The 26,681-nt window shown below is 47.9% G+C and carries 29 protein-coding genes and 1 tRNA gene; 12 read left to right on the top strand and 18 right to left on the bottom strand.

What is annotated here, in order from left to right:
- Nucleotides 1-145: 145 nt before the first annotated feature.
- Together DEH07_06775 and DEH07_06770 are read right to left on the bottom strand one after the other, a co-directional pair.
- Entirely contained in the window at nt 146-472 is a 327-nt protein-coding gene (locus tag DEH07_06775; protein ID HBY04236.1) for a type II toxin-antitoxin system RelE/ParE family toxin, read from the bottom strand.
- On the bottom strand, nt 465-734 hold the full coding sequence (locus tag DEH07_06770) for a prevent-host-death protein (GenBank protein HBY04235.1): 270 nt from the start codon (nt 732-734) through the stop codon (nt 465-467). Before DEH07_06770 ends, DEH07_06775 begins: the two co-directional genes overlap by 8 nt.
- A 170-nt stretch (nt 735-904) precedes the next feature.
- Here DEH07_06770 and DEH07_06765 point away from each other — a divergent pair, with 170 nt between their 5' ends.
- From DEH07_06765 to argF, 5 genes are all read left to right on the top strand, one after another.
- Nucleotides 905-1,945 (top strand): N-acetyl-gamma-glutamyl-phosphate reductase, encoded by a 1,041-nt coding sequence (locus DEH07_06765; protein ID HBY04234.1) that lies wholly within the window; start codon nt 905-907, stop codon nt 1,943-1,945.
- Nucleotides 1,946-2,003: 58 nt separating this feature from the next.
- A complete protein-coding gene (locus tag DEH07_06760; protein ID HBY04233.1) occupies nt 2,004-3,200 on the top strand; it encodes an ornithine acetyltransferase in 1,197 nt (398 codons plus the stop codon).
- Nucleotides 3,201-3,227: 27 nt separating this feature from the next.
- Nucleotides 3,228-4,121 (top strand): acetylglutamate kinase, encoded by an 894-nt coding sequence (argB, locus tag DEH07_06755; protein HBY04232.1) that lies wholly within the window; start codon nt 3,228-3,230, stop codon nt 4,119-4,121.
- Nucleotides 4,122-4,139: 18 nt separating this feature from the next.
- Complete coding sequence (locus DEH07_06750) at nt 4,140-5,348, top strand: acetylornithine transaminase (GenBank protein ID HBY04231.1); 1,209 nt, start codon at nt 4,140-4,142, stop codon at nt 5,346-5,348.
- 81 nt (nt 5,349-5,429) lie between these two features.
- Nucleotides 5,430-6,362 carry an ornithine carbamoyltransferase gene (argF, locus tag DEH07_06745; GenBank protein HBY04230.1) on the top strand — a complete coding sequence of 311 codons (933 nt, stop codon included), beginning with the start codon at nt 5,430-5,432 and terminating at the stop codon, nt 6,360-6,362.
- A 4-nt stretch (nt 6,363-6,366) separates the two neighbouring features.
- Here argF and DEH07_06740 read toward each other — a convergent pair whose 3' ends face one another.
- Genes DEH07_06740 through DEH07_06730 form a run of 3 tightly spaced genes read right to left on the bottom strand, consistent with a single transcriptional unit; the run spans nt 6,367 to nt 8,689 of the window.
- Nucleotides 6,367-6,564, bottom strand: a complete 198-nt coding sequence (locus tag DEH07_06740; GenBank protein ID HBY04229.1) for a DUF951 domain-containing protein — start codon at nt 6,562-6,564, stop codon at nt 6,367-6,369.
- 32 nt (nt 6,565-6,596) lie between these two features.
- Nucleotides 6,597-8,000, bottom strand: coding sequence for an aminopeptidase (locus DEH07_06735; protein ID HBY04228.1), 1,404 nt, complete (start codon nt 7,998-8,000; stop codon nt 6,597-6,599).
- 26 nt (nt 8,001-8,026) lie between these two features.
- A complete protein-coding gene (locus DEH07_06730) occupies nt 8,027-8,689 on the bottom strand; it encodes a hypothetical protein (GenBank protein ID HBY04227.1) in 663 nt (220 codons plus the stop codon).
- Nucleotides 8,690-8,883: 194 nt separating this feature from the next.
- Between DEH07_06730 and DEH07_06725 the strand changes: the two genes are divergently transcribed.
- Together DEH07_06725 and DEH07_06720 are read left to right on the top strand one after the other, a co-directional pair.
- Nucleotides 8,884-9,771 (top strand): hypothetical protein, encoded by an 888-nt coding sequence (locus DEH07_06725; protein HBY04226.1) that lies wholly within the window; start codon nt 8,884-8,886, stop codon nt 9,769-9,771.
- A 464-nt stretch (nt 9,772-10,235) separates the two neighbouring features.
- Complete coding sequence (locus DEH07_06720; GenBank protein ID HBY04225.1) at nt 10,236-11,165, top strand: hypothetical protein; 930 nt, start codon at nt 10,236-10,238, stop codon at nt 11,163-11,165.
- Here DEH07_06720 and DEH07_06715 read toward each other — a convergent pair.
- Nucleotides 11,162-12,181: a hypothetical protein gene (locus DEH07_06715; GenBank protein ID HBY04224.1), complete on the bottom strand. Its 1,020-nt coding sequence runs from the start codon at nt 12,179-12,181 to the stop codon at nt 11,162-11,164. The two genes, DEH07_06720 and DEH07_06715, sit on opposite strands and share 4 nt — an antisense overlap.
- Nucleotides 12,182-12,332: 151 nt before the next feature.
- On the opposite strand from DEH07_06715, the gene yyaC reads away from it, so the two are divergent.
- Nucleotides 12,333-12,941, top strand: coding sequence for a spore protease YyaC (yyaC, locus tag DEH07_06710; protein ID HBY04223.1), 609 nt, complete (start codon nt 12,333-12,335; stop codon nt 12,939-12,941).
- Nucleotides 12,942-13,022: 81 nt separating this feature from the next.
- On the opposite strand, the gene DEH07_06705 is transcribed toward yyaC, so the two are convergent.
- The 4 genes from DEH07_06705 to DEH07_06690 are packed head-to-tail and all read right to left on the bottom strand — an operon-like array spanning nt 13,023 to nt 16,090.
- Nucleotides 13,023-13,280, bottom strand: coding sequence for a hypothetical protein (locus tag DEH07_06705; GenBank protein ID HBY04222.1), 258 nt, complete (start codon nt 13,278-13,280; stop codon nt 13,023-13,025).
- A 49-nt stretch (nt 13,281-13,329) separates the two neighbouring features.
- The gene (locus tag DEH07_06700; GenBank protein ID HBY04221.1) at nt 13,330-13,977 is read right to left on the bottom strand and encodes a phosphoribosyltransferase; all 648 of its coding nucleotides are present in this window, start codon (nt 13,975-13,977) and stop codon (nt 13,330-13,332) included.
- Between the two features lie 48 nt (nt 13,978-14,025).
- Nucleotides 14,026-14,964 carry a hypothetical protein gene (locus DEH07_06695; GenBank protein ID HBY04220.1) on the bottom strand — a complete coding sequence of 313 codons (939 nt, stop codon included), beginning with the start codon at nt 14,962-14,964 and terminating at the stop codon, nt 14,026-14,028.
- 22 nt (nt 14,965-14,986) lie between these two features.
- Nucleotides 14,987-16,090: a D-alanine--D-alanine ligase gene (locus tag DEH07_06690; protein HBY04219.1), complete on the bottom strand. Its 1,104-nt coding sequence runs from the start codon at nt 16,088-16,090 to the stop codon at nt 14,987-14,989.
- A gap of 240 nt (nt 16,091-16,330) precedes the next feature.
- Between DEH07_06690 and DEH07_06685 the strand changes: the two genes are divergently transcribed.
- A complete protein-coding gene (locus DEH07_06685) occupies nt 16,331-16,705 on the top strand; it encodes a hypothetical protein (GenBank protein HBY04218.1) in 375 nt (124 codons plus the stop codon).
- A gap of 80 nt (nt 16,706-16,785) precedes the next feature.
- A tRNA-Leu gene (locus DEH07_06680) sits at nt 16,786-16,872 on the top strand.
- 61 nt (nt 16,873-16,933) lie between these two features.
- On the opposite strand, the gene DEH07_06675 is transcribed toward DEH07_06680, so the two are convergent.
- On the bottom strand, nt 16,934-17,197 hold the full coding sequence (locus DEH07_06675; protein ID HBY04217.1) for a type II toxin-antitoxin system antitoxin, RelB/DinJ family: 264 nt from the start codon (nt 17,195-17,197) through the stop codon (nt 16,934-16,936).
- 163 nt (nt 17,198-17,360) lie between these two features.
- Between DEH07_06675 and DEH07_06670 the strand changes: the two genes are divergently transcribed.
- A complete protein-coding gene (locus DEH07_06670) occupies nt 17,361-17,711 on the top strand; it encodes an AbrB family transcriptional regulator (GenBank protein ID HBY04216.1) in 351 nt (116 codons plus the stop codon).
- The gene (locus DEH07_06665) at nt 17,695-17,991 is read left to right on the top strand and encodes a hypothetical protein (protein HBY04215.1); all 297 of its coding nucleotides are present in this window, start codon (nt 17,695-17,697) and stop codon (nt 17,989-17,991) included. The genes DEH07_06670 and DEH07_06665 overlap by 17 nt, the downstream gene beginning before the upstream one ends.
- Before the next feature lie 35 nt (nt 17,992-18,026).
- Here DEH07_06665 and DEH07_06660 read toward each other — a convergent pair whose 3' ends face one another.
- The 7 genes from DEH07_06660 to DEH07_06630 form a co-directional block, all read right to left on the bottom strand.
- Nucleotides 18,027-20,999 carry a helicase gene (locus DEH07_06660; GenBank protein HBY04214.1) on the bottom strand — a complete coding sequence of 991 codons (2,973 nt, stop codon included), beginning with the start codon at nt 20,997-20,999 and terminating at the stop codon, nt 18,027-18,029.
- Between the two features lie 62 nt (nt 21,000-21,061).
- Nucleotides 21,062-21,301 (bottom strand): transcriptional regulator, encoded by a 240-nt coding sequence (locus DEH07_06655; GenBank protein HBY04213.1) that lies wholly within the window; start codon nt 21,299-21,301, stop codon nt 21,062-21,064.
- 747 nt (nt 21,302-22,048) lie between these two features.
- Nucleotides 22,049-22,570, bottom strand: a complete 522-nt coding sequence (locus DEH07_06650; GenBank protein ID HBY04212.1) for an HD family phosphohydrolase — start codon at nt 22,568-22,570, stop codon at nt 22,049-22,051.
- A gap of 28 nt (nt 22,571-22,598) precedes the next feature.
- Nucleotides 22,599-24,287 carry a 2-octaprenylphenol hydroxylase gene (locus DEH07_06645; protein ID HBY04211.1) on the bottom strand — a complete coding sequence of 563 codons (1,689 nt, stop codon included), beginning with the start codon at nt 24,285-24,287 and terminating at the stop codon, nt 22,599-22,601.
- Nucleotides 24,288-24,436: 149 nt separating this feature from the next.
- Complete coding sequence (locus tag DEH07_06640; GenBank protein ID HBY04210.1) at nt 24,437-24,775, bottom strand: hypothetical protein; 339 nt, start codon at nt 24,773-24,775, stop codon at nt 24,437-24,439.
- A gap of 15 nt (nt 24,776-24,790) precedes the next feature.
- Complete coding sequence (locus DEH07_06635) at nt 24,791-25,372, bottom strand: TetR/AcrR family transcriptional regulator (protein ID HBY04209.1); 582 nt, start codon at nt 25,370-25,372, stop codon at nt 24,791-24,793.
- A 314-nt stretch (nt 25,373-25,686) separates the two neighbouring features.
- Nucleotides 25,687-26,118: a hypothetical protein gene (locus tag DEH07_06630; GenBank protein HBY04208.1), complete on the bottom strand. Its 432-nt coding sequence runs from the start codon at nt 26,116-26,118 to the stop codon at nt 25,687-25,689.
- Nucleotides 26,119-26,681: the final 563 nt, after the last annotated feature.

Genomic DNA, 26,681 nt, shown 5'->3' with positions numbered 1-26,681 from the left:
TGGGACATACCGTAGTAAATGCTGTTTTCAGAGACTATGGGCTTTTGTTCCCACGTTTGCAAAGTATCGATATCTGTAAAACTGAGTTGGTTCTTTTTATGGCTCAGCATTTTAAATTTATTTTTCAGGATAGCTGAAAAATGTGTTATTCTTCGCTGGGAATACCGAACAGAGGCTGCAGCCAGTTTTGCCGCCCATGCAGCACTCTGGCGATTACAATGCGATCCTCCAAAACCCTGTAAAAGATAATGTACGGGTTTACTATAATGTGCCTGTATCCACGCTGCGCGCCGGGAGCGTCTTCCTCCAGTATGACAGGTCCTATCTCGGGGAAATCTTGCAGCTTCTTGATGCCCCCATAGATGCGTAACCTTAATTTCTCGGCTGCTTGCCAGTTGTCCTTGGAAATGTATGCAAACATGCTGTCGATGTCATAATAGGCAGATTCGGAGAGTACGATTCTTCTACCCATTGCCTATCCTCTTTTGTATTACTGCAAATGTATCTTCAAAATCATGCATAGGAGTATCTGCGGCGATTTCGCGGTCAACCTCGGACAGCATCTGTCCCAACTGTTGGCGCGCCATCATTTTCTGATAAGCTTCACAGCTCATTACTACAAGATCTGCTTCACCGTTTTTAGTCACCACAACAGGAGCCTGTGTTTCATGGCACAGTTTGGAAAATGAATTATAGTCATGGCGAATTGCCGTAGAAGGCTTGATATTTGTAATGATATTATCCTGCCGGCTCATCTTTCCACCTCCTTGACCATTATTCTGTCAATATTATATCATATCTATTTGTGAAATTTCAGTAAAAGGGTCCTGAAAAAAATAAAAAGGCGGTTGTATTTTTATGCAGCTGATTGTATAATTATCGTTGTGTCTTAGGAGGTGCTCAGTTGTATAAAGCAAGCGTGATAGGCGCCACCGGGTATACGGGAGCCGAACTGGTAAGGATTTTAAGCTGCCACCCAAAAGTGGAACTGGCCGGTATAACCACGCAGAGCTATGCCGGAAAGCCTTTCTGGGAAGTATACCCACACCTGTACAAACACGTGGAGATGAACTGCGAAGAACAGGACATCCCGGGAATAGTAAGCCGCAGCGACGTCGTCTTCTCTGCCCTGCCGCATGGACATTCCATGGAAGTGGCGATAGAGGCCGACCGTCAGAATAAATTCTTTATCGACCTGGGCGCAGATTTTCGCTTCCGTGATTTTACAGTTTACGAGTCCTGGTACGGAATCACCCACACTGCCAGGGAACTGAACGGAAAAGCCGTTTACGGACTGCCGGAAATTCACCGCCGGGAAATAGCTCAGGCAAGACTGATTGCCAACCCCGGCTGTTACCCGACCAGTATAATTCTGGGTCTGGCGCCCTTGCTGAAAAAAGGTTTAATTGACCCGAACAGCATCATAAGCGATTCAAAATCAGGCGTCTCAGGGGCGGGCAGGGCACTCTCCCTGAATGTACACTACTGCGAGGTAAACGAAAGCATTAAAGCATACGGTGTAACTACGCACCGGCATACGCCGGAGATCGAACAGGAACTCGGCCTGCTGGCCGGCGGGGAAGTGGCGGTTTCTTTTACGCCACACCTGACCCCAATGATCCGCGGCATCTTAAGCACTATCTACGCCGTGCGCAGCCGCCCCTTCCAGCAGAAAGAAGCGCTGTCCTTGTACGATGAATTCTATGGCGGCGAACCCTTCGTCAGCATACTACCGGAAGGCATGCTGCCCGCCACAAAGACAGTGTCCGGCTCAAACCGCTGCGTTATTGGAATTGTAACGGACGACCGCACAAACAGGGTAATAATCATTTCGGCAATCGACAACCTGATCAAGGGAGCTTCCGGGCAGGCTGTGCAAAATATGAATATACTGCTCGGTTTGCCTGAAGATACCGGACTGACCGGACCAGGCGTCTACCCGTAAAAACAAACAACAAGGAGGATTGATCCGCCCGGTGATTAAAAACAACAGTGATTGGGAGATGGTTCCCGGCGGTGTTACCGCAGCCAAAGGTTTCCTGGCTTCAGGAGCGGCCGCCGGAATAAAATATAAAGAGAAGAAGGATATCGCTTTAATTTTTTCGGAAGTTGAGGCCCGCGTTGCCGGCATGTTCACCACCAACAAGGTTAAAGCCGCTCCCGTTTTGGTGACCATGGAGCGGGTAAGCCATGGCTCGGCCAGGGCAGTCGTCGCCAACAGCGGAAACGCCAACACCTGCAACGGAGAACAGGGAATGCAGGACGCCAGGGCGATGGGCAGCGAGGCTGCCCGGTCTTTGGGCATTCCGGAAGAAAGTGTACTGGTTGCTTCAACGGGGGCAATCGGACTGCCTATGCCCATGGAGCGCGTCCTGCCCGGGATTGCCGAAGCCGCGTCCGCTTTAAGCAAAGACGGCGGCGGCCCGGCTGCTGAAGCGATTATGACCACGGATACCGAGTCCAAAGAAGCGGCGGTAAGCTTTTCAATAAACGGCAAAAAGGTTACTATCGGGGCAACGGCCAAAGGTTCGGGGATGATTCACCCCAACATGGCCACCATGCTCTGTTTTATAACCACAGACGCAGCAGTAGAACTGGATTGTCTGAAAGAAGCCCTGCGGTATGCGGTGGACCGTTCTTTCAATATGATCACCGTCGATAGGGACACAAGCACAAACGACATGGTCTTAGTCCTGGCCAACGCGCAGGCGGCAAATGAGGAAATTACCGTTCAAAGCAAGGACTATTTTATTTTCCGTGATCATTTAACCAGGATCTGCTCCCATCTGGCCCAGGCAATGGCCAAAGACGGCGAGGGCGCTACCAAGATGATTGAGGCGCAGGTCATCAACGCCGCAACGGAAGCTGACGCACGCCTGGCAGCCAGGGCTGTGGCCGGTTCAAACCTCGTCAAAGCAGCCATTTTCGGCGAGGACGCCAACTGGGGCCGTATCCTATGCGCGGCCGGCTATTCGGGGGCCGAATTCAACCCCGACACAGCGGATGTTTTCTTAAACGGTGTAAAAGTAGCCGAAAATGGGTGTTCCCTCGCCGGCTGCGAGGAAGACGCCGCCCGTGCGCTTTCTGAAAACAAAGTGCATATTCTGATTGATTTTAAATCCGGTAATTTTGAAGCTACGGCATGGGGCTGTGATCTTACCTACAATTACGTCAGGATCAACGCCCATTACCGGACCTGATTTTTTATTTCCAGGGAGGCAAAAAGGTTGTCCAAGGTTACTCCGGGGGAGAAAGCCGCTATTTTAGTGGAAGCTCTGCCCTACATTAAAAAATTTTACGGCAAAACAGTAGTAATTAAATACGGCGGTCACGCCATGACCGAAAATGAGCTGAAAAGGGCCGTGCTCACCGACGTGGTCCTGATGAAGTACGTAGGCATCAACCCGGTAATTGTCCATGGCGGCGGGCCGGAAATAAACAGCATGCTCAAACGGCTGGACATCAAATCCACTTTCTTAAACGGCTTGAGGATCACAGATGACGAGACCATGGAAGTTGTTGAGATGACTCTTGTCGGAAAGATCAACAAGGAAGTCGTTTCCATGATCAACAGCTTCGGCGGAAAAGCCGTCGGCTTGTCCGGCAAGGACGCGGACCTGTTCCAGGCCAGGCGTAAAACCGGACAGATAAAAAAACCGGACGGCAGCATGGCCGTCGTCGATATCGGCCTGGTCGGGGAAATAACTACGGTCAATCCCAGGATTATTAACACATTAATTAGTGAAAGCTACATCCCGGTAGTTGCCCCGGTAGCAGTCGGGCCGGACGGGGAAAGCTACAATCTCAACGCTGACCATGCCGCCGGCGAACTGGCCGTAGCTTTAAAAGCAGAAAAGCTGGTCATCTTAACCGACGTGGAAGGCATCTTAAGAGACATCGACGACAAGGACTCTCTCATCTCAGTAGTTGAAACCGGCGCCATACCAGGGCTTATTGAAGAGGGAATAATCGACAAAGGCATGATCCCGAAGGTGGAATGCTGCATCAGCGCCATCAAGGGAGGAGTAGAAACAACCCACATCCTTGACGGGCGGGTGGCTCACTCAATCCTCCTGGAAGTATTTACAGACAGGGGAATTGGAACCATGGTTGTACAATAAAAGCAAGGAGTGTTTCTTTTGACTCACGAACAGATTATCGAACTCAGCGACAAATATGTCATGAAAACATACGGCCGTCTGCCCCTGACCCCCGTAAAGGGGTCGGGAGCGCGCGTCTGGGACGCCCGGGGTAAAGAATATCTTGATTTTCTGGCCGGCATAGCTGTCTGTTCCCTCGGCCACTGCCACCCGGCGGTAGTCAAGGCAATCGCTGAACAGGCCTGTACGCTGATGCACGTTTCCAACCTGTATTATATTGAACAGCAGGCTAAGCTGGCCAGGCTGCTGGCGGAGAACTCCTTCGGAGACCGGGTCTTTTTCTGCAACAGCGGGGCCGAGGCCAACGAGGGAGCAATCAAACTCGCCCGCAAATACGCCAGGATAAACCGCGGCTCCCAAAAATACGGGATTATTACCGCTCTTAAATCTTTTCACGGGCGTACCCTGGCCGCCCTTGCAGCCACGGGTCAGGCCAAATACCAGAAAGATTTCGACCCCCTTCCGGGCGGTTTTAGATATGTCCCTTTTAATGACCTTGCCGCGCTTGAGAGCGCCATTGACAAGAATACCTGCGCAATCATGCTCGAACCCATCCAGGGCGAGGGCGGGATTTATGAGGCAGGACAGGAATATTTGAAGGGCGTCAAAGAACTCTGCAAAAAACACGGGCTTCTGCTTATTTTTGATGAAGTACAGTGCGGGCTCGGGCGCACCGGCGCCTTTTTTGCCTATCAGCATTACGGAATTGAACCCGACATATGCACTCTTGCCAAATCTCTGGGCAGCGGATTCCCGATTGGAGCCATGATCGCCACAGAAGAGGTTGCCGGCGCTTTTTTACCCGGCAATCACGCCTCCACTTTCGGCGGAAACCCGCTGGCCTGCGCGGCCGCCCTGGCAGCCATGCAATTTGTGCTGGAAAACAACGTTATGGAGAACGCCGCCCGTGTGGGAGGCTACTTTAAAACCCGGCTGGAGGTTCTTTCAGGCCAGTTTCCCTTCATTACTGAAGTACGCGGCCGCGGCCTGATGCTGGGAGCGGATCTGACTCCGGGTTCCGCAGACGGCCAGGAAGTTGTCGCCCAATGCCAGGAAAACGGCCTTTTAATTAACTGTATTGACGGTCATATACTGCGCTTCCTGCCCCCGCTTATCATCAGCGAGTCGGACATTGACGAGGCCGCCGGCATACTGGCCGGCGTGCTGAAAAAACTTACCGGCAAATGAGCACACAATAAAAAGTTTCTAGAAACGGATTCTAGAAGGACATCTCATCTTCATAAGCATTCATTGGGAGGATGGATATAAATGACTACTTTTAAAATTCAAGGCCGCGACTTGCTCTGCCTGCATGACTTTACATCCGAAGAAATAAACGCAATCCTGCAGCTGGCCGGCGATCTAAAATCCCGGCAGAAAAGGGGAGAGCCGCATAGTTACCTTCATGGAAAAACACTCGGCATGATCTTTCAAAAACCTTCCACCCGTACCCGGGTTTCCTTTGAGGTGGCTATGTACCATCTCGGGGGCTACGCCCTGCACCTGAATCCGGGCGACCTCCAGCTTGGCCGGGGGGAAACTATTGCCGACACCGCCATGGTGCTTTCCCGCTACCTGGACGGAATTATGATCCGCACCTACGCCCAGGAGGATGTAGAAGAGTTTGCCAGGTATGCGGATATACCTGTAATCAACGGGCTTACGGATCTGCTCCATCCCTGCCAGATCCTCGCCGACCTGCTGACCATACAAGAAAAGAATGGGTTCCTGGAAGGGCTGAAGCTGGCCTACGTGGGGGACGGCAATAATATCTGCCACAGCCTGCTTTTCGGCTGCGCCAAAACAGGCGTCAATATAAGCGTGGCCTCACCTGAAAACTTCCGGCCGAAACCGGAAATTGTGGAACTGGCCAGACAGGACGCACAAAATAAAAGCAGGATCGATATTCTTACAGACCCTGCAGAAGCTGTAACAGGCGCAGATGTAATTGTAACAGACGTTTGGGCCAGTATGGGACAGGAATCCGTCGCCGCCCAAAAATCCGGGGCATTTACCGGTTACCAGGTTAACGACGCCCTGGTAAAACACGCTAAAGAAGATTTTATCTTTTTACACTGCCTGCCCGCGCACCGGGGAGAGGAAGTTGCGGCGGATATAATTGACGGGCCGCATTCCGTGGTCTGGGACGAGGCGGAAAACCGGCTCCATACACAAAAAGCAGTCCTGGCAATGCTTTTATAGCTGCTTACGCTTTAGACGATATAATACTCCTGACGCTCTTTTCAAATTTAGGCCTGGGCAGCATTACGACGCGGCCGCATTTCAGGCACCTTATGCGAAAATCGACACCCGTGCGCATTATTTCCCACTGGTCACCGCCGCAGGGATGGACTTTTTTCATCCTGACCACGTCGCCTACGTTGTACTTGACAAGCACGGGCATCTCCCCACCCCACTGCTAAGAATTAATTCTTCCTACGCCTTGAAGAAAACCTTGTAGCCCTTGTAGGTCATGTAAATGTCCCCTTTATGGGCCACTTCGAACGGCGAATGCATGCCCAGCAGCGGCACACCGCAGTCAAGCACATCCATACCGTAATGCGCCAGCAGGTAGGCGATCGTCCCTCCGCCGCCCTGATCTACTTTTCCCAACTCTCCGGTTTGCCAGACGACGCCTTCTTTGTTAAAAAGCTGCCTTACAAAAGAGACGAACTCTGCGTTTGCGTCACTGGAACTCCGCTTTCCGCCGCCGCCGCCGTATTTATGAAAGGCAGTCCCGCGACCCAGCAGCATTTCGTTATGTTTATCCATCACTTCAGTATAACTGGGATTAGTGCCGGCGGTTACGTCGGCCGACAGAGCCCTGGAATTGGCCAGAATGCGGCGCACGGTCAGCTCGCTGTACTGGGGAAGCGAACAGCCGGCCAGTTCAGCAATGAAATTGGTTAAAAAGACGGACTCCATTCCGGTATTGCCCACGCTGCCGATCTCCTCCTTGTCCGCAAAGAGGGCAACTGCTGTGCGGCTGACGGAATCCAACTCCAGAATCGCCTGCAGGCTTGTAAAAGCGCAAACCCTGTCGTCCTGGCCGTAGCCACCGATCATGCTGCGGTCAAAACCGACGTCCCTTGCCGGAAAAGCGGGCGCCACTTCAAGTTCCGCGCTGATGAAATCCTCTTCGATCAACCCGTATCTGGCATTCAGTTGATCCAGCACAGCCTGCTTCAGTCTTTCCTTTACTTCACGGTTTTCCACCGGATTGCCCCCGACAAGCACGTTCAAAGCCTCTCCTTTTACCGCCTCGCTCATTTTCTTTTCCATTTGATCCTTGGCCAGGTGGGGCAGCAGATCGGCGATGGTGAACACCGGATCGTGATCATTGCTGCCGATAGCTATACGGACGGCATTCCCTTCTTTCGTGAAGACAACTCCGTGCAGCGACAGGGGAATACTCACCCACTGGTATTTCTTAATCCCCCCGTAGTAATGCGTCTTAAACAGGGCAAGGCCAGCTTCCTGGTAGAGGGGGCGGGGCTTGAGGTCCAGCCGGGGGGCGTCAATATGTGAACCAATGACATTCAGCCCTTTTTCCAGTGGCTCGCTGCCGATGACCGCCATGGCCATAACTTTGCCATGTTTTGCTGAATACACCCGGCTTCCGGGAACAATGCGGCTCTGTTCGGTCAAGGGCGTGAAACCGCCTATCTCCGCCCTGGCTATTATTGTATCTACCGCCTCGCGCTCTGTTTTGGCTGCATCTAAAAAATCCCGGTATCTTTCACAGAATTCCATAACATCCTGACGGCCGGCATCGTCCAGGCAATCCCAGACGTGCTTGCTTTCATATGATTCTCCCTTGCTCTGGCCTTTATCTTCCATGTAAGTTACTCCATCCTTTCATTAAGTTAAATTGTTGTTTTTTGGGCAGGCAATATATTATCCGGTATTAAATCGATTATCTTTCCTTCAAACGGGGTTAAAAGATGCCGGCATTTAGGAATTATTACCGAGCTCTGAATAGAGCGGGTATACCAGTTGTCCGGCTGCCCCCCACTGAACATGGAAACCGGTATCTGCAGGGGCATCATCAAAGCAACAAGGATCAGCACAATCACCAGCCCGTTTACAATACCCAGCGCCAACCCCCCCAAACGGTCAACAGGGCCTAAAAAGGCCGTCCTGGCAACCTTGGACAATAGGGACCCTACAAGATAAACCAGCCTGTAAACGACCAGAAAGATTAAGAGAAAAGCGATTATTTCCAGCAGACGCATGGACAGGATATTTTGGATTTGCTCCCCGCCCGTAAAGGAGGACCCCTGCGACGACCACCAGGACATTGACTCATTCCACAAATCTGTAGGAAAAGAGAAGTATTTGCTTAACTTTTCCGTGAGATGCCACTTGCTGCCGGCAAAATCGGCCAGCTGGCTGTCATATTTCATTGCGAAGACGATTCCTAAAAAGATCCCCGCCAATCTGGCTATTCCCTTAAGCAAACCTGTTGTCAGACCCCGCCAGGCAAACCATCCGATGATCACAAGTATGGTTACATCAACCCAGTTCATTTTCCGATCACATCCTTATCCGAACTTCAAAACCCTTTAAAAGTGGAAAGGCAAATGTGTCCGCCCTGCGCTGACAGTCAAGCTATTGACATCCTACAGAAAACATTTTACCATGAAAGTAACTTTTTTCATAAATAAACACCTGGCACATTCTTTTTCCATCTATTATATTTTTTATTCATAGGAGGATAAATATGAACCCGGAAGCCCAAAAATTATTTGAGGAAGCGGAAGGGTTATTCAAAGATAATAAATTTGCGGAAGCGGCCAGGATTTATTCGCTTTCCATAGCAGAATGCCCCACCCTTCCGGCTTACCTTAACCAGGGAAACTCATTTTTCTCTATTATGCAGTTGGATGAGGCCGAGGAAGCCTTCTTCCTGGGCCTGGAACTGGCCAGGGATGAAAAAGACAGGTGGTTTGAAGGAATTTTTCTGGGCAACCTGGGCTTTGTGGAAAGCGCCAGAAATGATCCTCAAGCAGCCCTTAATTACTACCTAGATGCGCTGGCGATTTTTAGAGAAACCGGACACATCAGGAACGAAGCGGATCAATTATGCAGCATCGGAACAGTCCACCAGGACCTGGGGGAAACGGAATACGCCTTGAAATACTTCGGGCAGGCTCTTTTAAAATACAAAGAAGCAGGCGCCAAAAGAGGCGTCGGCAGCCAGCTGAATAATATGGGGCTTATCCTCGCCCGGATGAACAGGAGCAGCCAGGCGGAAGGCTACTTTAACAAAGCCCTGGAGATTTTTAAAGAACTGGACGATCAAACGGCAATCGCAGCCCAGCTGATGAACATCGGCAGCACCTACCGGGACAGGCAGGAAAGTAAGCAGGCACTCAAATTTTACGATGAATCGATGGCCCTTTACAGTAAACTCGGCGATATCTGGGGCATGGCCATGCAGTACAGCAACATAGCGTACATCCACGCGATGGATAACAATCATCAAGGCGCTTTAGACAACTTCCGTAAATCAAAGGAATTATTCAGCAAAATAGATACACCGGAATGGCAGATGGAGTCCCTCGACCAAAACATTAAAAAACTGATCGAACTACTCCAAAAAAGCTAGACGCAAGGACACAAGGGACAAAGGACACAAGGGGACGGTTCTCTTGTGTCAATACAGGTGTCATTCCATTAAAGTGAAAGGGATCCCCTTGACAGAGGGCGTCGTTATTCACAGGTGAGCGATATTGCGGAGTGCCGCCACAGCACCCGGTGAAGCTTCGGTTACAGGACCGCTGTGCGAAACCAGCGGCATATTATCAAAGTTCTTAAAATGACTTAGTGATGTCAGGGATTTGATGTTTGGGATGTTGTGCTGCCTGCCATGCCGCCTTTGCAGCACCGCCTGGTCCTGTCCGAAGCGAACCGTGACAACGGCGGCCTAAGGCAAACATGGGCACGTAGACAGTTGACCTCCTAAGGCAAGAATATTTACGGGATGTTTAGCAAGCAAGCAAGCAAGAACCGTCCCTACTTGCCTTTGTCCCTACTTGCCTTCTACTTGCCTTTGGAAAGTGAGGATAAGTTATGAAAGGCCTGGAACTTTGCGAAAATTATTTTATAAAGTGCGGACTCCCGATGATCAACCGGAAATTCGCCGGCTTCAAGGACAGGATAGCAGCGGGGCTTGTGGGCGACGGCTCGGAATGCTATGGATTTGACGACGAGATTTCCAGGGACCACGACTGGGGTCCCTCCTTTTGCCTCTGGCTGACCAAAGACGACTTCGAGCAGATCGGACAGCAGCTGCAAAAAGAATACGACAACCTCCCCGATGAATTCGAAGGGTTCAGCAGGACAATCAGCGAATTTGGGGAGGGCAGAGTCGGAGTCTTTGAAATAGGCGAGTTTTACAAAAAGTTCATCGGCATTTCACGCCTGCCGGAAAAACTAAACGAGTGGTTTCCCCTTCCCGAAAGATACCTGGCAGCCTGCACAAACGGCAAAGTCTTCTATGATCCCCTGGGCGAGTTTACTTATTTCAGAAACAAGCTGCTGGAATTTTACCCGGAAGACATCAGGCTGAAGAAAATGGCCGCCCGGTGCATGGCCATAGCGCAGAACGGCCAGTACAACTATATGCGCTGCGCCAAAAGGCATGAACACGTCGCAGCCCAGTACGCCGAAAGCAAATTCTACTCGGACGTAATATCCCTGGTCTTCCTGATCAATAAAAGATACATGCCGTATTTTAAATGGATGCACAGGGCTGTCCGGGACCTGCCTATACTGGGAGAAGATATCTACCAGACGATCTTCAAGGCTGTGAACACGAGCGGCAGCGTTAAAAAATACCGCCTGATGGAAGATATCTGCGAAACTATTATTGGCGAACTAAGAAGAGAAAACTTGAGCGACAGCAAGAGCGAATCCCTGCTGGACCACGGCCCGGCCATCCAGTCCGGGATTGAAGAGCCCCGGCTGAGAAACTTAAGCGTCTGGCTTGGCGGACCCTAATTCATCCGCAATTTCCGGAAGGGCACGATTAAAAGAGCCACCAGCAGAATCAGCCCGGCATAGCCGAAAAGCGGATAAAGCAGCCGGACCAGAAAATTGAAATTCAGGCCGGCCAGCGGTATCGCGATAAGAGTAGCTCCAATCCCTACCACCTTGTAGCCCATCCCCTCCCCCGGAGCAAGGCGGCTGGCCAGCCCGTGCGCATCGGCAATGGTCGTTGTCAGCATGGCTATCCAAATCAGCAGGCCGAGCAAGAGCTGCAGAATAAACCCCGCCGAACGCGAAATAAACAGGACGGGCACCTGGCAGTCCAGCACCGACGGGTAGAACGACAAGCCCGCCAGGGTAATCAGCCCCGCCGTAACCCCAAGAATCAGCCCTCCCAGGGCGCCCCCGGCAATGCCTGTTTTAAACGGAACGGATCTCCCCAAAGAAGACAGCAGAGCGACAGGAACGACCATGTTATAGGAAACATACAGGATACTCGACCAGCCCCAGCTTGCGGCCACCCTTTTGTATTCCAGAAGCTCCGGAAAAGGCTTGGGCAGACCTCCCTGATGCTGGATGGCCAAAAACGACACTATCGCGAGAACAATGACTTTTAAAGGAACGAGAACCAGGTTGAAATTCAATATCCCCGGCAGCCCTTTGATTAGCACAATACAGGTAATCAAGACCGTCAGCATTGTACCCTGCCAGTTGGGCAGGCCCAGCTGTTCGGCAAAAACCGCCCCGCTGCCGGCAAGCATGACCACAAGGCCGCCCGGGAGCATTATCAGGGTAAGCAGGTCCATCAGCCCGGCTGCCCGCTTCCCCATCAGAGACTGGAGCAGTTCAATATAATTAGCCGTCCGCAGCTTCGTGGCCAGAAGCATAATCAGCGCTCCCAGGTAAACAAACAGCATAGTGGCCAGCGCTATCCCCCAGAGACCCTTCGCTCCAAAAACCATAAAAAACTGCATTAACTCCTGGCCGGAGGCAAAACCCGCGCCGATTACCGTGCCCGCATAGACCATTGCAATTTTAAAAAGCAGCAGAGAACTTTTATTTTGCCTCAAAACAATCCCCCGGTTATGTTTATGCAAAAAAGGAATATTTAAGGTTATCTTTGGAAATATTATTTAATAGTTTTGTTTTAAGGAGGAGCTTTTTTTGGAGGGTCTTGAATTGAACCAGAAAGCCGAAACAGCAAACACCCGGACCAGGATACACCTGGAGGATCCTCTCGCGGCCATCAAATTCGGCTGGGACCTGGCAAGCAGGCTCAACGGAAACGCTGCCTTGAGCAACTCCCCAATACTGCTTTGCATAGGAACGGACCGTTCAACTGGGGATTGTCTCGGCCCTTTGGTGGGGAGTAAACTTTCCGCCATCGAGCAGGATTACTTCGACGTATACGGCACGCTGGACAAACCGGTACACGCCAGCAACCTGGAGCAAAGGCTGGAAGAAATCCGGAAAACCTACGAAAACCCGTTTATAATAGCAATCGACGCCTGCCTGGGCAACCAGGAAAATGTCGGCTGCATTAATATAGGAAATGGTTCTTTACAGCCCGGGGCCGGGGTTAACAAAAACCTCCCCCCGGTGGGAGAAATCCATATCACCGGAGTCGTCAACATAGGCGGGTTTATGGAATATCTTGTTCTCCAGAACACCAGGCTGAATCTTGTTATGAGCATGGCCGATCTTATCGTTCAGGGCATCATGCAGGCGATAAACCATTGTTCGGGAGAAGAACTGGTCAGGGAAGTCAGCATAACCCAGGATAATTAAAAATACAGGGCAGCATACCAAAAAGGAGTCAGGCAAACAAAAGCCTGGCTCCTTCCTCCACATAAAGCTAAATCTTCAGTTTTACAGCCAATCCATTTCCCTTAAACTGCTCAAAATTTCTTCAGGAGTTTTCCCGTCAGCTTCAATTACAGGAACTTCAGTCATAATATCCTGCATACCCATCACATCGTCGTCCATACCGCTGATTACGTATGCGTCCGCATCCTCCTGCCCGGTGAACTTGACTACTTTGTAGCCGGACTTTTCCAGATAATCCTTGACATTTCCCAGGGTGTCCTCAACAGCAATTGTCTTCAATACTGCACCTCCGAATGTAATCTTGTTTAAACTAGGAAATAGTATAAACAAAAGTTACATTATTATCCCTTTAATGGCGCAAGGCTGACAATTCCCTGAGCAGCTGAATGACTTCTTCGTCGCTGACCTGTTGAAAATCCATGTAAAACTGCCCCACGGCGTAAAAAACCGGCGGGATGACGAGGCAGATTACTTCGTCAACTTCACTTCTCAACGCGTCAAGCGTATCGGCGGGCGCCACCGGAACCGCCAGGATCAATCTTTTCAAGGAAAACATTTTTCTTACCGAACGCAGAGCCGCCATCACGGTATAACCCGTGGCTATGCCGTCATCGACCAGGACCACCTGCTTGTTGTCATAAGACGGATAATCTTCCTGCCCCCGGTACATTTTCATCCGGCGGCGGATTTCTTCAACCTGTTCGGCGATAACGTCCTGCAAATCATCTTCTTTAAGGCCCAGCATCTTCAAGACGCTGTGATTGTAAATCGCTGTCCCGTCCTGGGCAACTGCGCCCACAGCCGCCTCCGGATTGTGAAAGGTCCCTATTTTACGGGGAATTATAAGATCAAGAGGAGCCTTCAGTATGCGGGCTACCTGAGCTCCGACCACAACACCCCCGCGGGGTATGGCTAAAACGACGCCGTCATCGAAAGAAATTTTCTGAATGGCTTGTGCAAGCATTGTCCCTGCTTCAATCCTGTCCCGGAAAACCATCAGCCCATTACCCCCCTTAAAAACTTTTCATAAGAAGAGCTTATCAAACTAAGCAAAATAACCTGTGATGTAGATTACAGCTAAAATAACAACCAGGATGCCCAGGATGGTAATGATCAGCCGCTCGGGCAAAAACTTCTGCAGATAGGCGCCCGAGTATGTGCCTAAAAACCCGCCCAAACCGAACAAAACTCCCAAAAGCCAGTCGGGCGCAGGATTGCCCTGCAGTTTTGCTGAGGAAAAAAAGAAATAATAGCTGGCTATACCCGCTATTGATGTTAAAAAGTTGCCGGTCAGTGTCGACCCCGCTATTGTATAGACGGGCAGCTTTAAAACAGAAACGCAAACAGGGGCAATAATGGCGGCCCCGCTAATCCCGTAAACGCCTCCGACCAGCCCCACCGCCAGGGCTATTCCAAAAAGTATTAAGGGATTGAAAGAATATGTTTCCCCCCAAAAATCATAATCAATCCTTTTAAATGACACCAGGACGGTTTTAACCGTCAGCCCCGGGGGAATTCCGGACACTAATTTACCGCCCGGCTGTTTTTTTATCCTGTCCAGGAATTTATCTTCCAATACACCCTTCCCGCGCCCCTTCCTGGTAAAAAGCTGATAGGCGCCCAAACCAAGCAGCACAATGCCCATAAACAATTTAAAAGTTTTCGCGTCCGGTAAAAAAACGACTCTAATCCAGGCGCCGGCAAATACTCCGGGAATGGTCCCCGAGACAATGACCCAGGTAAGAGGCCAGTTCATCCGCCTCTCTTTTATGAAACGTACCATTCCGCCGGGTGCCGCCACAAGGTTGCAGATGAAATTGGTCGGAGTAGCAGCCGGGCTTGTATAACCCAGCACGCTTACCATAAAGGGCAGTATTAAAAAGGCGCCGGATATTCCCGCTCCTGTCGATAGTGTAGAGATAAGAAAAGCTACCGCCGGTGGGACAAAGGGTGAAACATGGACACCGGACACGGGAAAATACATGGTTTGCTACCCCTGTTCATGGTCAAAGGCCAAAAGAAGTCTGATTCCTTTTCTTCTCCTGGTGTTTTTTAAGAGCCAAATCGACGAGCCGGTCCAGCAATTCCGTAAAACCAATCCCGCTAAGCTCCCAAAGCTTCGGGTACATGCTGAAACGGGTAAATCCCGGAATTGTGTTAATTTCATTTACATAAACCTGGCTGCCGCCTCTGGTGACAAAAAAGTCCACCCGGGCCATGCCTGCGCAGTCAATCGATTTGAAGGCGGCAACAGCCAGTTCCTGAATAGTCCTGGTTGTTTCCTCCGGTATTTCAGCGGGCACCTTCCAGTTTGACAGGCCGTCCCTGTACTTTGCCTCATAATCGTAATATTCCTTAAGAGAAAAGACCTCCCCGGGAACAGAGGCTACCGGATCATCATTCCCCAGCACAGCTACTTCTATCTCCCTGCCGTCGATAAATTCCTCGACGATCGCTTTCCGGTCAAATTTTAGAGCCAGAACAAACGCCTCAATAAGCTCCTGGCGGTCGTGGGCTTTGGATATCCCCACGCTGGAACCCAGATTGGCGGGTTTAACAAACAATGGATAGGTAAAATTTCTTTCCACTTCGCTGATTACAAAATCCCTTTTCCCTTCCCATTCGCTGCGCAGGCAGTGCCAGAAACGGGGTTGCGGGATGCCCTCCTGGGCGAAGACTTTCTTCATGATAACTTTATCCATCCCTACGGCGGAAGCTAAAACCCCGCCCCCGACATAAGGCAGGTCCGCCATTTCAAGAAGACCCTGGACAGTGCCGTCCTCGCCATAGGTACCGTGAAGGACCGGAAAAACCAGATCAACCTCACCGGCTAAACCGGCGCTTCCCTGAAAAGATTCAGTTTGAACCAGCCCTTTTACAAAAGGGTCGCCAAGCAATGCTACCGGCATACCATTATCCTTATTGTCCAAAACATCAGGAGCGCCTGCGCTTTTGAGCCATCTTCCATCCTTGCCGATGTTGACGGGAATCACCTCATATTTTTGCCTGTCCAAAGCGTTTAATACAGCAGAACCGGACTGGACGGAAACCTCATGCTCCCCCGAACGTCCGCCAAACAAAACCAGCACCCGCAGCTTTTTTCTGTCTATTTCAAAACGCCCCCTGTAATTATTATTTCTAAAAAAATCTATTCGTATTTTCTTTTTATAAAACTTTTATAGAACTGGCGCCTCTAACTTGTCCCACAAAGATTACCTGTGTTAGAATAGTCTATAGGTTGGCCCGTCCTTGGTATTAAAGAAGAAGAAAAGTGTAAAACTGTTTTAATAGGCCCCTTTTTTTAACAGCTGAAAACCGCATCAGATATACTTTCAGAAAGGACATGCGGCATGCAGGTTTACCAATTTCCTTCAGTTGAAGATCAAGAAGTAATCAGGACGGCAGTTGAAGTTTTTTTAAATACGCAAACCGGTTTGGCAAGAAACAGAATGCTGAAAACAATACGCGCTATCCTTGACCGGTATCGGATATCGCGGTTCGGTTTCTCTGATTATACCGTGGAAGCGACAAAAATGCCAGGATTTTGTACCGTTAAGGCGAGGAACCTCGTTTCCGGCTACAACTGCCCCTGGTGCGGAGAAATGCTTTACGGACTGCAGAGCAAGGTAAGAATACTGAGCATCCAGGAGCGCCTGAACAACCACCTGGTAACTTACGGCTGCAGGTGCGGAAAAGTATTTGCCAAGTACGAAAACCTTGACTGATCTTCTTAGCCTAACCCGCCACTATGTTGACAACTAATTTTTGCTATGGTAGCATCATAAGTGCAGGTTTATAAAGATGCGCCGAAGTGGCGGAATTGGCAGACGCAGCGGACTCAAAATCCGCCGGTGGCAACATCGTGGGGGTTCAACTCCCCCCTTCGGCACCATAATTTATCCAAAATTCCTTGTGCTACAAGGGTTTTTGAGATCTTAACCATATCTTATTCATTATTCATCTTCTACCTTTATCAATTCGTGCGCCGTACCCTTACCAGCTTCAAGCTTTGCGATAGACTTCATTAACCGCGCTTGGTTTTTTTCGCCATAAAATGGGTCAGCGGTGATTTCAAAAGGTATTTTTCCTTGCCGGACAACCGCCTTTGCAAAGATAGTAAAAGCTGTCGTCATATTCAAGCCCATATCTTCAAAAAGCCTTTCCGCTTGCTTCTTTAGGTTTTCGTCCATACGAATAGTAATGCTTGTAGAAGCCATATTATCAATCCCTTCCTGTATTGATATTGTAAGCATATTCACTTACATTGTCAATACACTATATGCGTATTCGCAATTGAACAGTACTACTTTTCTCGTTCACTAAGGATTCCCAAATTAACTTTTTTGTGATAATATATTTTTATAGTATTACGGTATTACCATGGAGGGATCCTTAATGGAGTATACAACTTTAACATCAAAAGGACAGGTAACAGTTCCAAAGGAGGTTAGGGATAAATTTAATTGGAAAAAAGGCACAAAACTTAAATTTTATCTTGATGGCGAGGAATTGAAAGTCAAGGAAATTACGATTTCTGACGAAATGGAAGATTTGCTTTTAAAAGACTTAATGGATTTGGGATATAGAGGAAAAGCTCTTAAAGCCAAACTTATTGAACGAAAGGATATTTTAAACAAGACTTTTAACAAATTCATAGAGGAACGGCTTCAAGAGGAAACTGTTTCTTTGGAGGATGCCATTGGGAGTATAGAGAATGAAGAAAGAATATGAAATCCGGCTATCCAAAGGCGCAGTTAGAGACCTCAAAAAGATGGAACCTGCTTTAAGGGATTTTTTGTATAACAGAATCCATGAAATTGCTGAAAACCCATACAAAAACAACAAGCTATCTGGCCCTTACAAGGAACTCCGTTCCCAGCATAACAAATTTAAAGGTAAGGAATACCGGGTTATCTATTACATAGACGAAGAAGGCAGATTAATAGTGATTGCCCTGGTGGGGTCTAGAGAGAACATATATGACGAGTTAGCCAGAAGATTAAAGTGGTAATGGTCGTTAAACGCTATATTTTATCAACAAATCTCTCATATGCTCCTCATTAGCTCCCCCGCAATGTCCATATTCTCAATTCGCATAATGCTTTCTTCAGATGTACCATAGCTGAGAAAATTGATACTTCCGTACCATACGACCCGCTGATCCATAATCGCGAATTTCTGATGGATCCGGTCTTTTGTTTTCACAATAATACCATGTTGTGTAAGCAGCTCTATACACTCCGCGATTTTCACCCTATCCTTTTCGACATAGTTTCCAGGCGGTTTTGTAACAACTGTAATCTTCGCGCTGGCGGCAGCCAGATAATTCAAAGCAGACAATACCCGCCGCTTTGTCACAAATGGACTGACAATCAAAATTTCAGTTTGAGCCGCCAAAATATCAACGGAATAAACCGGGAAAAACGTGTGGCTGTCAAAAATTGAGTGAACTTCTTCCAACGGCTGCGGCGTTCCCTTTGCTTTGTATCCAATGGCGGCGTAACCTCTCAGACGCTTCTGATACATTTTTTCCAGCATTGCCACATGAACATCTACATAATCGTAAACTTGAACCTCATTCTTGCCTTCATATAAGCGGTGCAGCCGCCCGGCGTACTGTTGGAGCGTTCCCTTCCACGATATTGGCATAGCAAGAAAAAGCGTATCCAAACGCGGCATATCAAAACCTTCGCCTACATATTTCCCAGTGGCAACAAGAACGAAAGATTCGTCTTCAGCAATACCGGCAACGGTTTTCAAGGTTTCCCGGCTTTTCTTTTGGGTTTCGCCGCCTGTTAAAGCAATCACGTTTTTTATGCGCGGCTTTAACTGAGACGCCAAGTATTTCACATGCCCGGTGCGTTCGGTGAGGATAATCGGATTCCGCCCTTGTTCCACGGCGGCGGTAACATCCTGTATGATTAAGCTGTTGCGAAGCTCACTGTTTTGAATATCATTGTAAATATCGGTAATCGTCCACTTGCTTTCGTCCTGATGAGCCGGTTTTTGAAACCTCGTGAAACGCGGAATCACAAAATGTTCAAACGGACGCGCCGCCGCCTGTTCCTTCGCGTCCACGCGATAACGGATTTTTCCGCATTGCATATAAATAATTGGATGATGGCCGTCCTGCCGCGTTGGAGTTGCAGTCAGGCCGTAGACATATTTGGCGTTTGCAGTTTTCAGTATCTGCTCGAAACTGAACGCCGACACATGATGACATTCGTCCACAATTATCATGCCGTAATTTCTTACAATTTCCTTGACCTCATCTCCGGACACTAAAGACTGCATAACCGCCACATCTATGATTTCGCCCGGATTGTTTTTGCCGCCGCCGATTTGACCGATGATGGATTTTTTGCGTTTGCGTCTCTTGGGTGTGAGTTCAATTACCGGTTCTTCATTGATTATCAAAAACTCATTCATTCGCTCTATCCACTGGGACAATAAATTTGTACGATGTACCAAAATTAGCGTATTTACTTTGCAATCCGCTATTAAACGCGCTCCGATAACGGTTTTCCCAAACGCCGTGGCAGCGGATAAAATGCCGTTGTTATGCGCCAAAAGCGCGTCCGCAGCCTGCTGCTGTTCGCCGCGCAGATCACCTTTAAACCTAACATCCAGCTTGCGCCCTTTATTGGTTTCGTCATTGAATTGTATCCTGACACCGTTATCTTCCAAAAGTTCACAGACATCGTCTTCCAAACCACGCGGCAAGCATAAATATTGCCCGGTTTCGTAAGAGCAGGAAATAATCCTTGGCTTATCGAACGTAGAAAGCCGCATAGCCTGCGCCTTGTAAAACTCAGGATTGCGAAACGCCGCCAAGCGCTTCAGCGCGTTAAGCGCGGGGCTTGAAATCCCTGACTTCTCAACATATAACATATTCGCGAGGACAATCTTTACCGTATCCGGAAAGTCAAATCTGGTCAGCTTTTGTTCCGGTTTCTTGCCTTCCAACGGTTTTTCTTCCTCGGAATCCCGGCGCAAATCACCAAGCTCGCCTGACGGCGACAGTTGCTTAATAAACGACTCTGTTTCTTCCAGCGTATATTTTTTGACGTTGTACAAATAGTTCCATTGGTCAGCATAGGCATTGAAATTTTCATCAACAAATACGCTGTTCCCATGTTCACGAGGTATCTTTTGAAGCGGAAGCGCGATTAAGTTGCCGAATCCGCCCTTTGGCAATGTGTCTTGATTGGGAATCATCCGGTCATACGTTTTGAATGACAACGCATGATGTTTGCTCATAGCATGGGTAATCAAACTGCTGCCAAACTTCCGTGCTGTGCCTGTTGGAATGTTTTCGGCAAAGAACATCCAGAAGTGAAACCCCTTACCGGAACGTGAACGTTCCACCGCCATGCTTATGCCTTTTTCAGCGCAAGCCTCGCGAATAGCGGTAACGTCGCGCCGCAAATCCTCAGGACTATAATCTTTGCCATCGAAGTCGAACGCCAAAAATTTGCAGGTTTCATCAGAAAACATCGGATACACTCCGGCGGTCAGCTGCCCTTTAAGATGTTTTTCAACTGCGCCCGCATCATACTTCACAAAATTCTGATTAGGACATTCCCCGCATTTTATCTTACCGCCGCCAGATTTTGGACAAAGTGGCAACCATTCGTTCTGGCAGACGGGAACATATCCAGCAGAGCCTTTTTTAGCGTTTTCCCATCGTTTGGCGTAAACGTCATCGCACCCCGCGAATAACGATACAAACAGCTCCACTTTTTCGGTTGGCGTACTGTGATTATGAATACCCGTTGGCGGTTCCTGTACAACCTCGTCAATATGTGTGAACCGTTTGACATGGCGCCCATTGTGTTCGACAATTTCATTCCACATCGCCGCCGGACGTGCCCAAAGCCCGCCATCGCCATACAATGCCCGGTAAATCACTACTTCCTCCAGCGTTTCACTGTGGGTCGCCGTGCCGATAACATCGTATTCGCTGCCTTTGAAGTGGACGTATTTACCGGGTTTAATATACATATCAAGCATCTCCAAGTATTCTGAAATGAAGACTTTTAATCTCTTTATACCGTTGCTCGTAACTACAACTTTCTTAGTTATTTCAATATAACCTGTACCTCTTTCCCAAGGCAGCGGGCAACCTTTGACAAAAAGTCCAGTGATGGATTGTACATTCCGCTTTCCAGGCGGCTGATATTGGATTTTTGTGTCCCAACCCGAAGCGCCAATTCTTCCTGGGTAATATTTTGGCTGGTTCGCGCTTCAATGATTTGCGAAATGACATCATAGCGCGGTTTCAATTTTTCGTATTCTGCTTTGAGTTCTTCATCCTTCATTAAAAGTTTCTATTACGATCACGAAGATTACGGCTTTATGAGCATCCGCTTACAAACATGGGCGCCGTTTGAGGTTCAAATTGCGTTGAACGGCTTAAGAGTGGCTAAAACGTTTACTTGATAAATCCGGCAGCAAGTACGTCCTCAATGGGAATAAGTTCCTCGGCGTGGAGGATTATTCCGTGGCGCAAGACTTGTTGGACAGCCAACGTAGCGTAAGATGGATTGAAATGCTGTCAGGATTCATTCTGTGAAGTTTTTCCATCAATGACCCGGCTGTTTGGGAATGATCTAAGCTATACCTGGACTCTTTGGCAAAGCGAGTGGGCAAAAGACTATATCTTTCACGATCAACAAGAACTACAAAAAGCACATGGGCTATTTGTTGCGTCATGCATTATTTGAGTTTACCATGAACAATCCAGCGAAATTCAAAATATATCGAACCGTTTCAGGGCGATGAAAGCGGCGAAAAGAAACTCCGTCCGATGCGTCAAGGGATTGCCGATATTTCACCGCGAACAAAGATTTGCAGGAAAGCGTATTAAGAATTTTACTGAACAGGCAGCCACTATGAAGGAGGACGTAACGGTAAGCGAGGTATTATCGCATGTTGCAAAGCCTATCCGCTAAAGACGGCAAGAAATATCGTGCGCTTGATGTGACCGGCAAGGATCTTGCGTTATTGAGAGCTATCGCTGACCCCAAATTTAATGTAGACGCTATCTCAAATCTAAGGAAGGCGCATTAACAGCACAATAGGCTTTGCAACCTGCGCACATTTTTTCTTTCTCCAAAATTGAAAGTTTCCATAAATGCACAATATTTATCTATCGCGGCCACAATGTATACTTCCTTATATTTGGGCGGTGTTACTGTCAAAGGCCACATGTGTTTCCGGATGATATCCTGTTCCAGTTTGTTTAAATGGAAATATTTATTCGCATTCTGCAAAGCGACGTGAGGATGCGTCAGGCCATGCAGCCCCTTGTGCGGTTTTTCAAGATGCCAGTCGTACAGAAAAAAATCATGAAGCAATCCTCCTCTGGCCGCCGAACGATAATCAAGCCCCATCCGCCTGCAAACAAGATAGCTGCTGTACGACACATAAAGGCTATGCTTTAAACAATTGATGTCGCTGTGTTGGATATAATTTCCCATCGGCCGGACCATTTCATGGTTGATCAGCCCGCTTATACAGTCCATGTATTCCGCATCAGCGAAGGAATCCGGTTCCAGTCTTAATTTTGAAATGATCCAGCCGTTCATTTAATATTGCTCCTTTTATGCGTTATTTTCAGTTTCTTGACCTGATCATGGAGATCACCAGTACCAAAACAACAATAGCCGCCGATGCCAAACCTACTTTTAAGACGGTAATATTGAAAAAATACATTTCGCTGCTTCTATCCGCACTAAGGCCGGAGCTTATCAGGACTCCGGCGATGATAATGCTTACGGCAAGCAAAATCAGACTGAAGGATATCCTGTTGAAAATTCGTTCCAATCGCCTTTGAAGTTTATCCATCTCTTTCATCTCAAATTGAACGGCAAAGTCCGCATCTGCCGCTTTATGCAGAAGGCTTTGCATTGCGGCCGGGAATTCGCTCAACAGATTCCAATAATCTAATAAGCTCTTTTTTATTCCGCTTCCCATTCTCTCGACTGAAAGCGACTGATAACGCAGCTTTTTAGCGATAGGTTCCGCAATAACAAGGGAGTTAATATCCGGGGCTAATTTTTCCAACAGTCCTTGAAGAGTTGTCAATGTTTTGGAAAGCAAAGCAAATTCACGGGGTGTTTTTACATGGTTCAAAAACGCAATATGAAAGATTTCCTGGAGCAGCTTATCAATTTTCATCTCGTTCATAGGCATCGTTAGGTACTTTTCGATCAACGCATCGATGTCTTTTTCAAAGCTTTTCACATTGCTTCGAGAAGTTGCGGCCTCCATAGCAAAAATGGAGTTGACCACCATTCGACTGTCTTTGAAGGCAACCCCGATAAAAAAATTTGAAATCGCTCTTTTCCGGGATTCGTTGAGGCAACCTACCATCCCCAAATCAAGAAATATGATGGTACCGTCCGGCATGACCTGAATATTGCCCGGATGCGGGTCCGCATGAAAAAAACCGTCTCTGAGTATTTGATTGCATATGGAGGCGGCAAGCCTCTCGGCGATCTTTCTCCGATTAATGCCCGCCAGATCCAAGGCGGCAGAATCGCTGATCTTGATGCCTTCAAAATACTCCATGGTGAGAACCCGATTTGTCGTATATATCCACTTCACTTTCGGGACTGTTACGCCTTCGTCCCGGCTGAGATTAAGCCTGAAGGCATCCGCGTTTTCCCCTTCTTTGGTAAAATCCAGTTCATTTTTAAGCGTGTTTTCAAAATCCGCCACCATACCGCTAAAATCATAAATCTCCCCGTATTTTGTGTGATGGTCGAGAAGATACGCCATATCTTTTAAAATGTTTAAGTCCAAATCTATGAGTCTTTCTATTTCCGGCCTCTGAACCTTCACGGCCACCTGCTTTTCCGAAATCAGTCTGGCGCGATGGACTTGAGATATGGATGCCGCGGCTACAGGCGCCTCGTCAAATTCTTTAAAGATATTTCCCAGCGCGTCATTAAATTCCGTTTCAATGAGCGTCTTTACCTCAGAAAAAGGAAACGGCTGCACCGAGTCTTGCAGCTTTTTAAGTTCTTCAATAATATCAGCCGGTAAAATATCCCGTCGTATGCTTAAAATTTGTCCCAGTTTAACAAACGTCGGACCCAGTTCTTCCAAGGCCATCTTCAGCCTTCTTCCTGCTGAAGCTCCGGCCGTGTCAGGCACGGTTCCGACGTCTGAAATTCTATTTTTGGACCTTAAAGGATAAGGAAGCCTAAGTCGCTTTACAAGCAATCCAAAACCATGTTTTGTAAAAACAGCAATGATTTCTTTATATCTTCTGGCACGAATGCGCCTGTAATTCATCATCTCAACTCTATCCCGCGATTCCGCAATATTTAAGCAGAGGGGAAAGGAGACACTTCTATCGTTTCATCACATAGCAAAAACATATTTAGATTGATTTGCCTTTTTTCCTGAGCCTGCCACTTTTCCGGCACTTTGAAACATTTTTTCCTTTACTTTGTGCCCTCGTTTTTGAAGCATCCCTGTTCCCGGAGTACTTGCTGCATTTGTTCTCTGACAATTTCTCTGATTTCATCTTTTGCAACAAGGTCTTCTTTTCTTGCCACATTTACATGATCCAGAGCCTTGGTGACCTCACCCTGAATCAGCTTTTTCAGTTCTTCTCTCTGTTCTTCGCCTCTTTGCATAAGCTCGCTCGCAAACTGCCGGGCGTCTTTTTTGGCCACCTCGCCTCTGCCGACCAGTTCCTCAACCACTTCCTCCACCTTTTCCCGTGAATACAATAAAAGCCCTAATCCTAAGTTGATTGTCTTTTCAAATGCGTTTGACATAATACACACTCCCTCTTAATTTAATAGGCTCTCCGCCAAATTTAAGGATTCAAAGGCGCTGTCCCGGTCGGAACCGAGTATTATTTGAATAGATGTTCCGATCAAAGCGCCAAGAACTAATTTAGCTACCGTTTGAGGAGAATATCCAAGATATCTTTCATTGATTTTCGTGTAGGTCAATAGGTTTCTTTCAATAATCTCCGTCAGTTCAGTAAATAAGCTGTCCAGTTGTTCTCTAAAAGACGGAATCCATAAAGCCTGTGCTATAAAATCAATAAAAAGTTTCAAAAGTTTTGGTTTATCCCTGATCAGTTCCTTAAAGAACCTCACGAGGGACGCGAGCTTCTCTTGCTCACACGTGACAGATTCCAAATTTCCTTCTGTTTCATGTAAATATTGGAGTGTCATCATATTGATAACTTCAATGAGCAATTTTTCTTTATTCTTATAGTAGTATGTTACTTGGCTTAACGCGACTCCGGCTTCCTCGGCAATATTTCGCATGGATACATTGGCATAGCCTCTTGTGGAAAGACATTCAAAGGTCGTTATAAGGATTTTCTCAGATGGGTTTGTTTTATCGGTCTTTTGCTGCATGTTGTACCTCCAGATTATTGGTCGTACGTACGTACTAACTTTATCATAATTATTTTAGCAATGTCAAGTAACCCAGCATTGATAAATAGCTGAAGGGTCTCGGAAACCAAAAATAACCAGCAGCATCTAGCAGGAAACAAATAACATTAAAACCACAAACATACACAAAAAAGCTGAAAAACACGTTCCTTGATAACTTCATAGCGTTGGTTTATGGGTGGCCGGCAGGTCTAACCGGAAAAAGGCAATAATCAGCCAGCCCGGCAAAAACCAAATATTTTTGCCGGGAAAGAATCTAGGCATAGGAGCTTTAACTACGCAGCCTGTTTGATTCCGATAATCTCGGCCAGCGTTACCCGGGACTGGTTAACCCAGGCATCCAGGTGCTGGTTAATCGCCCCCAGGGTGAGCCGCCAAAAGATCCTTCTTTTACTGCGGGCCCTGATCCTTTCCAACCGGTAGTCAATCTTCTGGCGCTTGTTCGTCCGTTCCGAGGCGCTACGCCGGGCGTACACCTTTTTCCAGGCCTTAGAATTCCGGGGTGTTTTGGAAAAAAGCCTTAAATCCCACTCCGGCTTGTTATAGACAACTCTTTCGTACTTGGAAGGAGAGCATTTGTTCAGGCATTCCGGCACTTTGCCGCAGGCCGAAGGGCAGCGCCATTTAATCCGCCGGCGGCCTTCGCAGTAGCCTAAAGAATACCATGGGAAAGCCGCCTGCGCAGACTGGGGTACCATCTTTACCAACGGTAAATCCGGGAAGGGAAAGCTTGCCCTGCCTTCTGGTGTTTAAATCAATAAACGCCTCGATTCCCCAGGTGTGCAAGAGTTCGTACCAGGGGTAAGCGTCATGAGCCGAATCGCCAATGAACTTTTGAAAGACAAAATTGGATATTGGATATTTGGATATTTGGATATTTGGATATTTGGATATTTGGATATTGGATTTGGATATTGGATATTGGATATTGGATTATTGGATAGGAATTTGCTTTTTCCATCGCAATAATAACGCAGTATATTACTACCCGTCAAACATTAATTTTTCCAAAAACCGTTCCTTTACCGGATTTATATGAACGATAACCTATTGGATAGGAATTTGCTTTTTCCATCGCAATAATAACGCAGTATATTACTAACCGTCAAACATTAATTTTTCCAAAAACCGTTCCTTTACCGGATTTATATGAACGATAACCTATTGGATAGGAATTTGCTTTTTGCATTGCAAAAATAACGCAGTAGATTACAAACAGTCGAACATAAAATTTTCCAAAAACCGAGCCTTTACCGGATTTATATGAACG

The sequence above is a fragment of the Desulfotomaculum sp. genome (assembly GCA_003513005.1).
In the GTDB taxonomy this organism is placed as follows: domain Bacteria; phylum Bacillota; class Desulfotomaculia; order Desulfotomaculales; family Nap2-2B; genus 46-80.
Note: the sequence above shows the minus strand (reverse complement) of the source record. Positions and strands in the feature narration are given on the sequence as shown.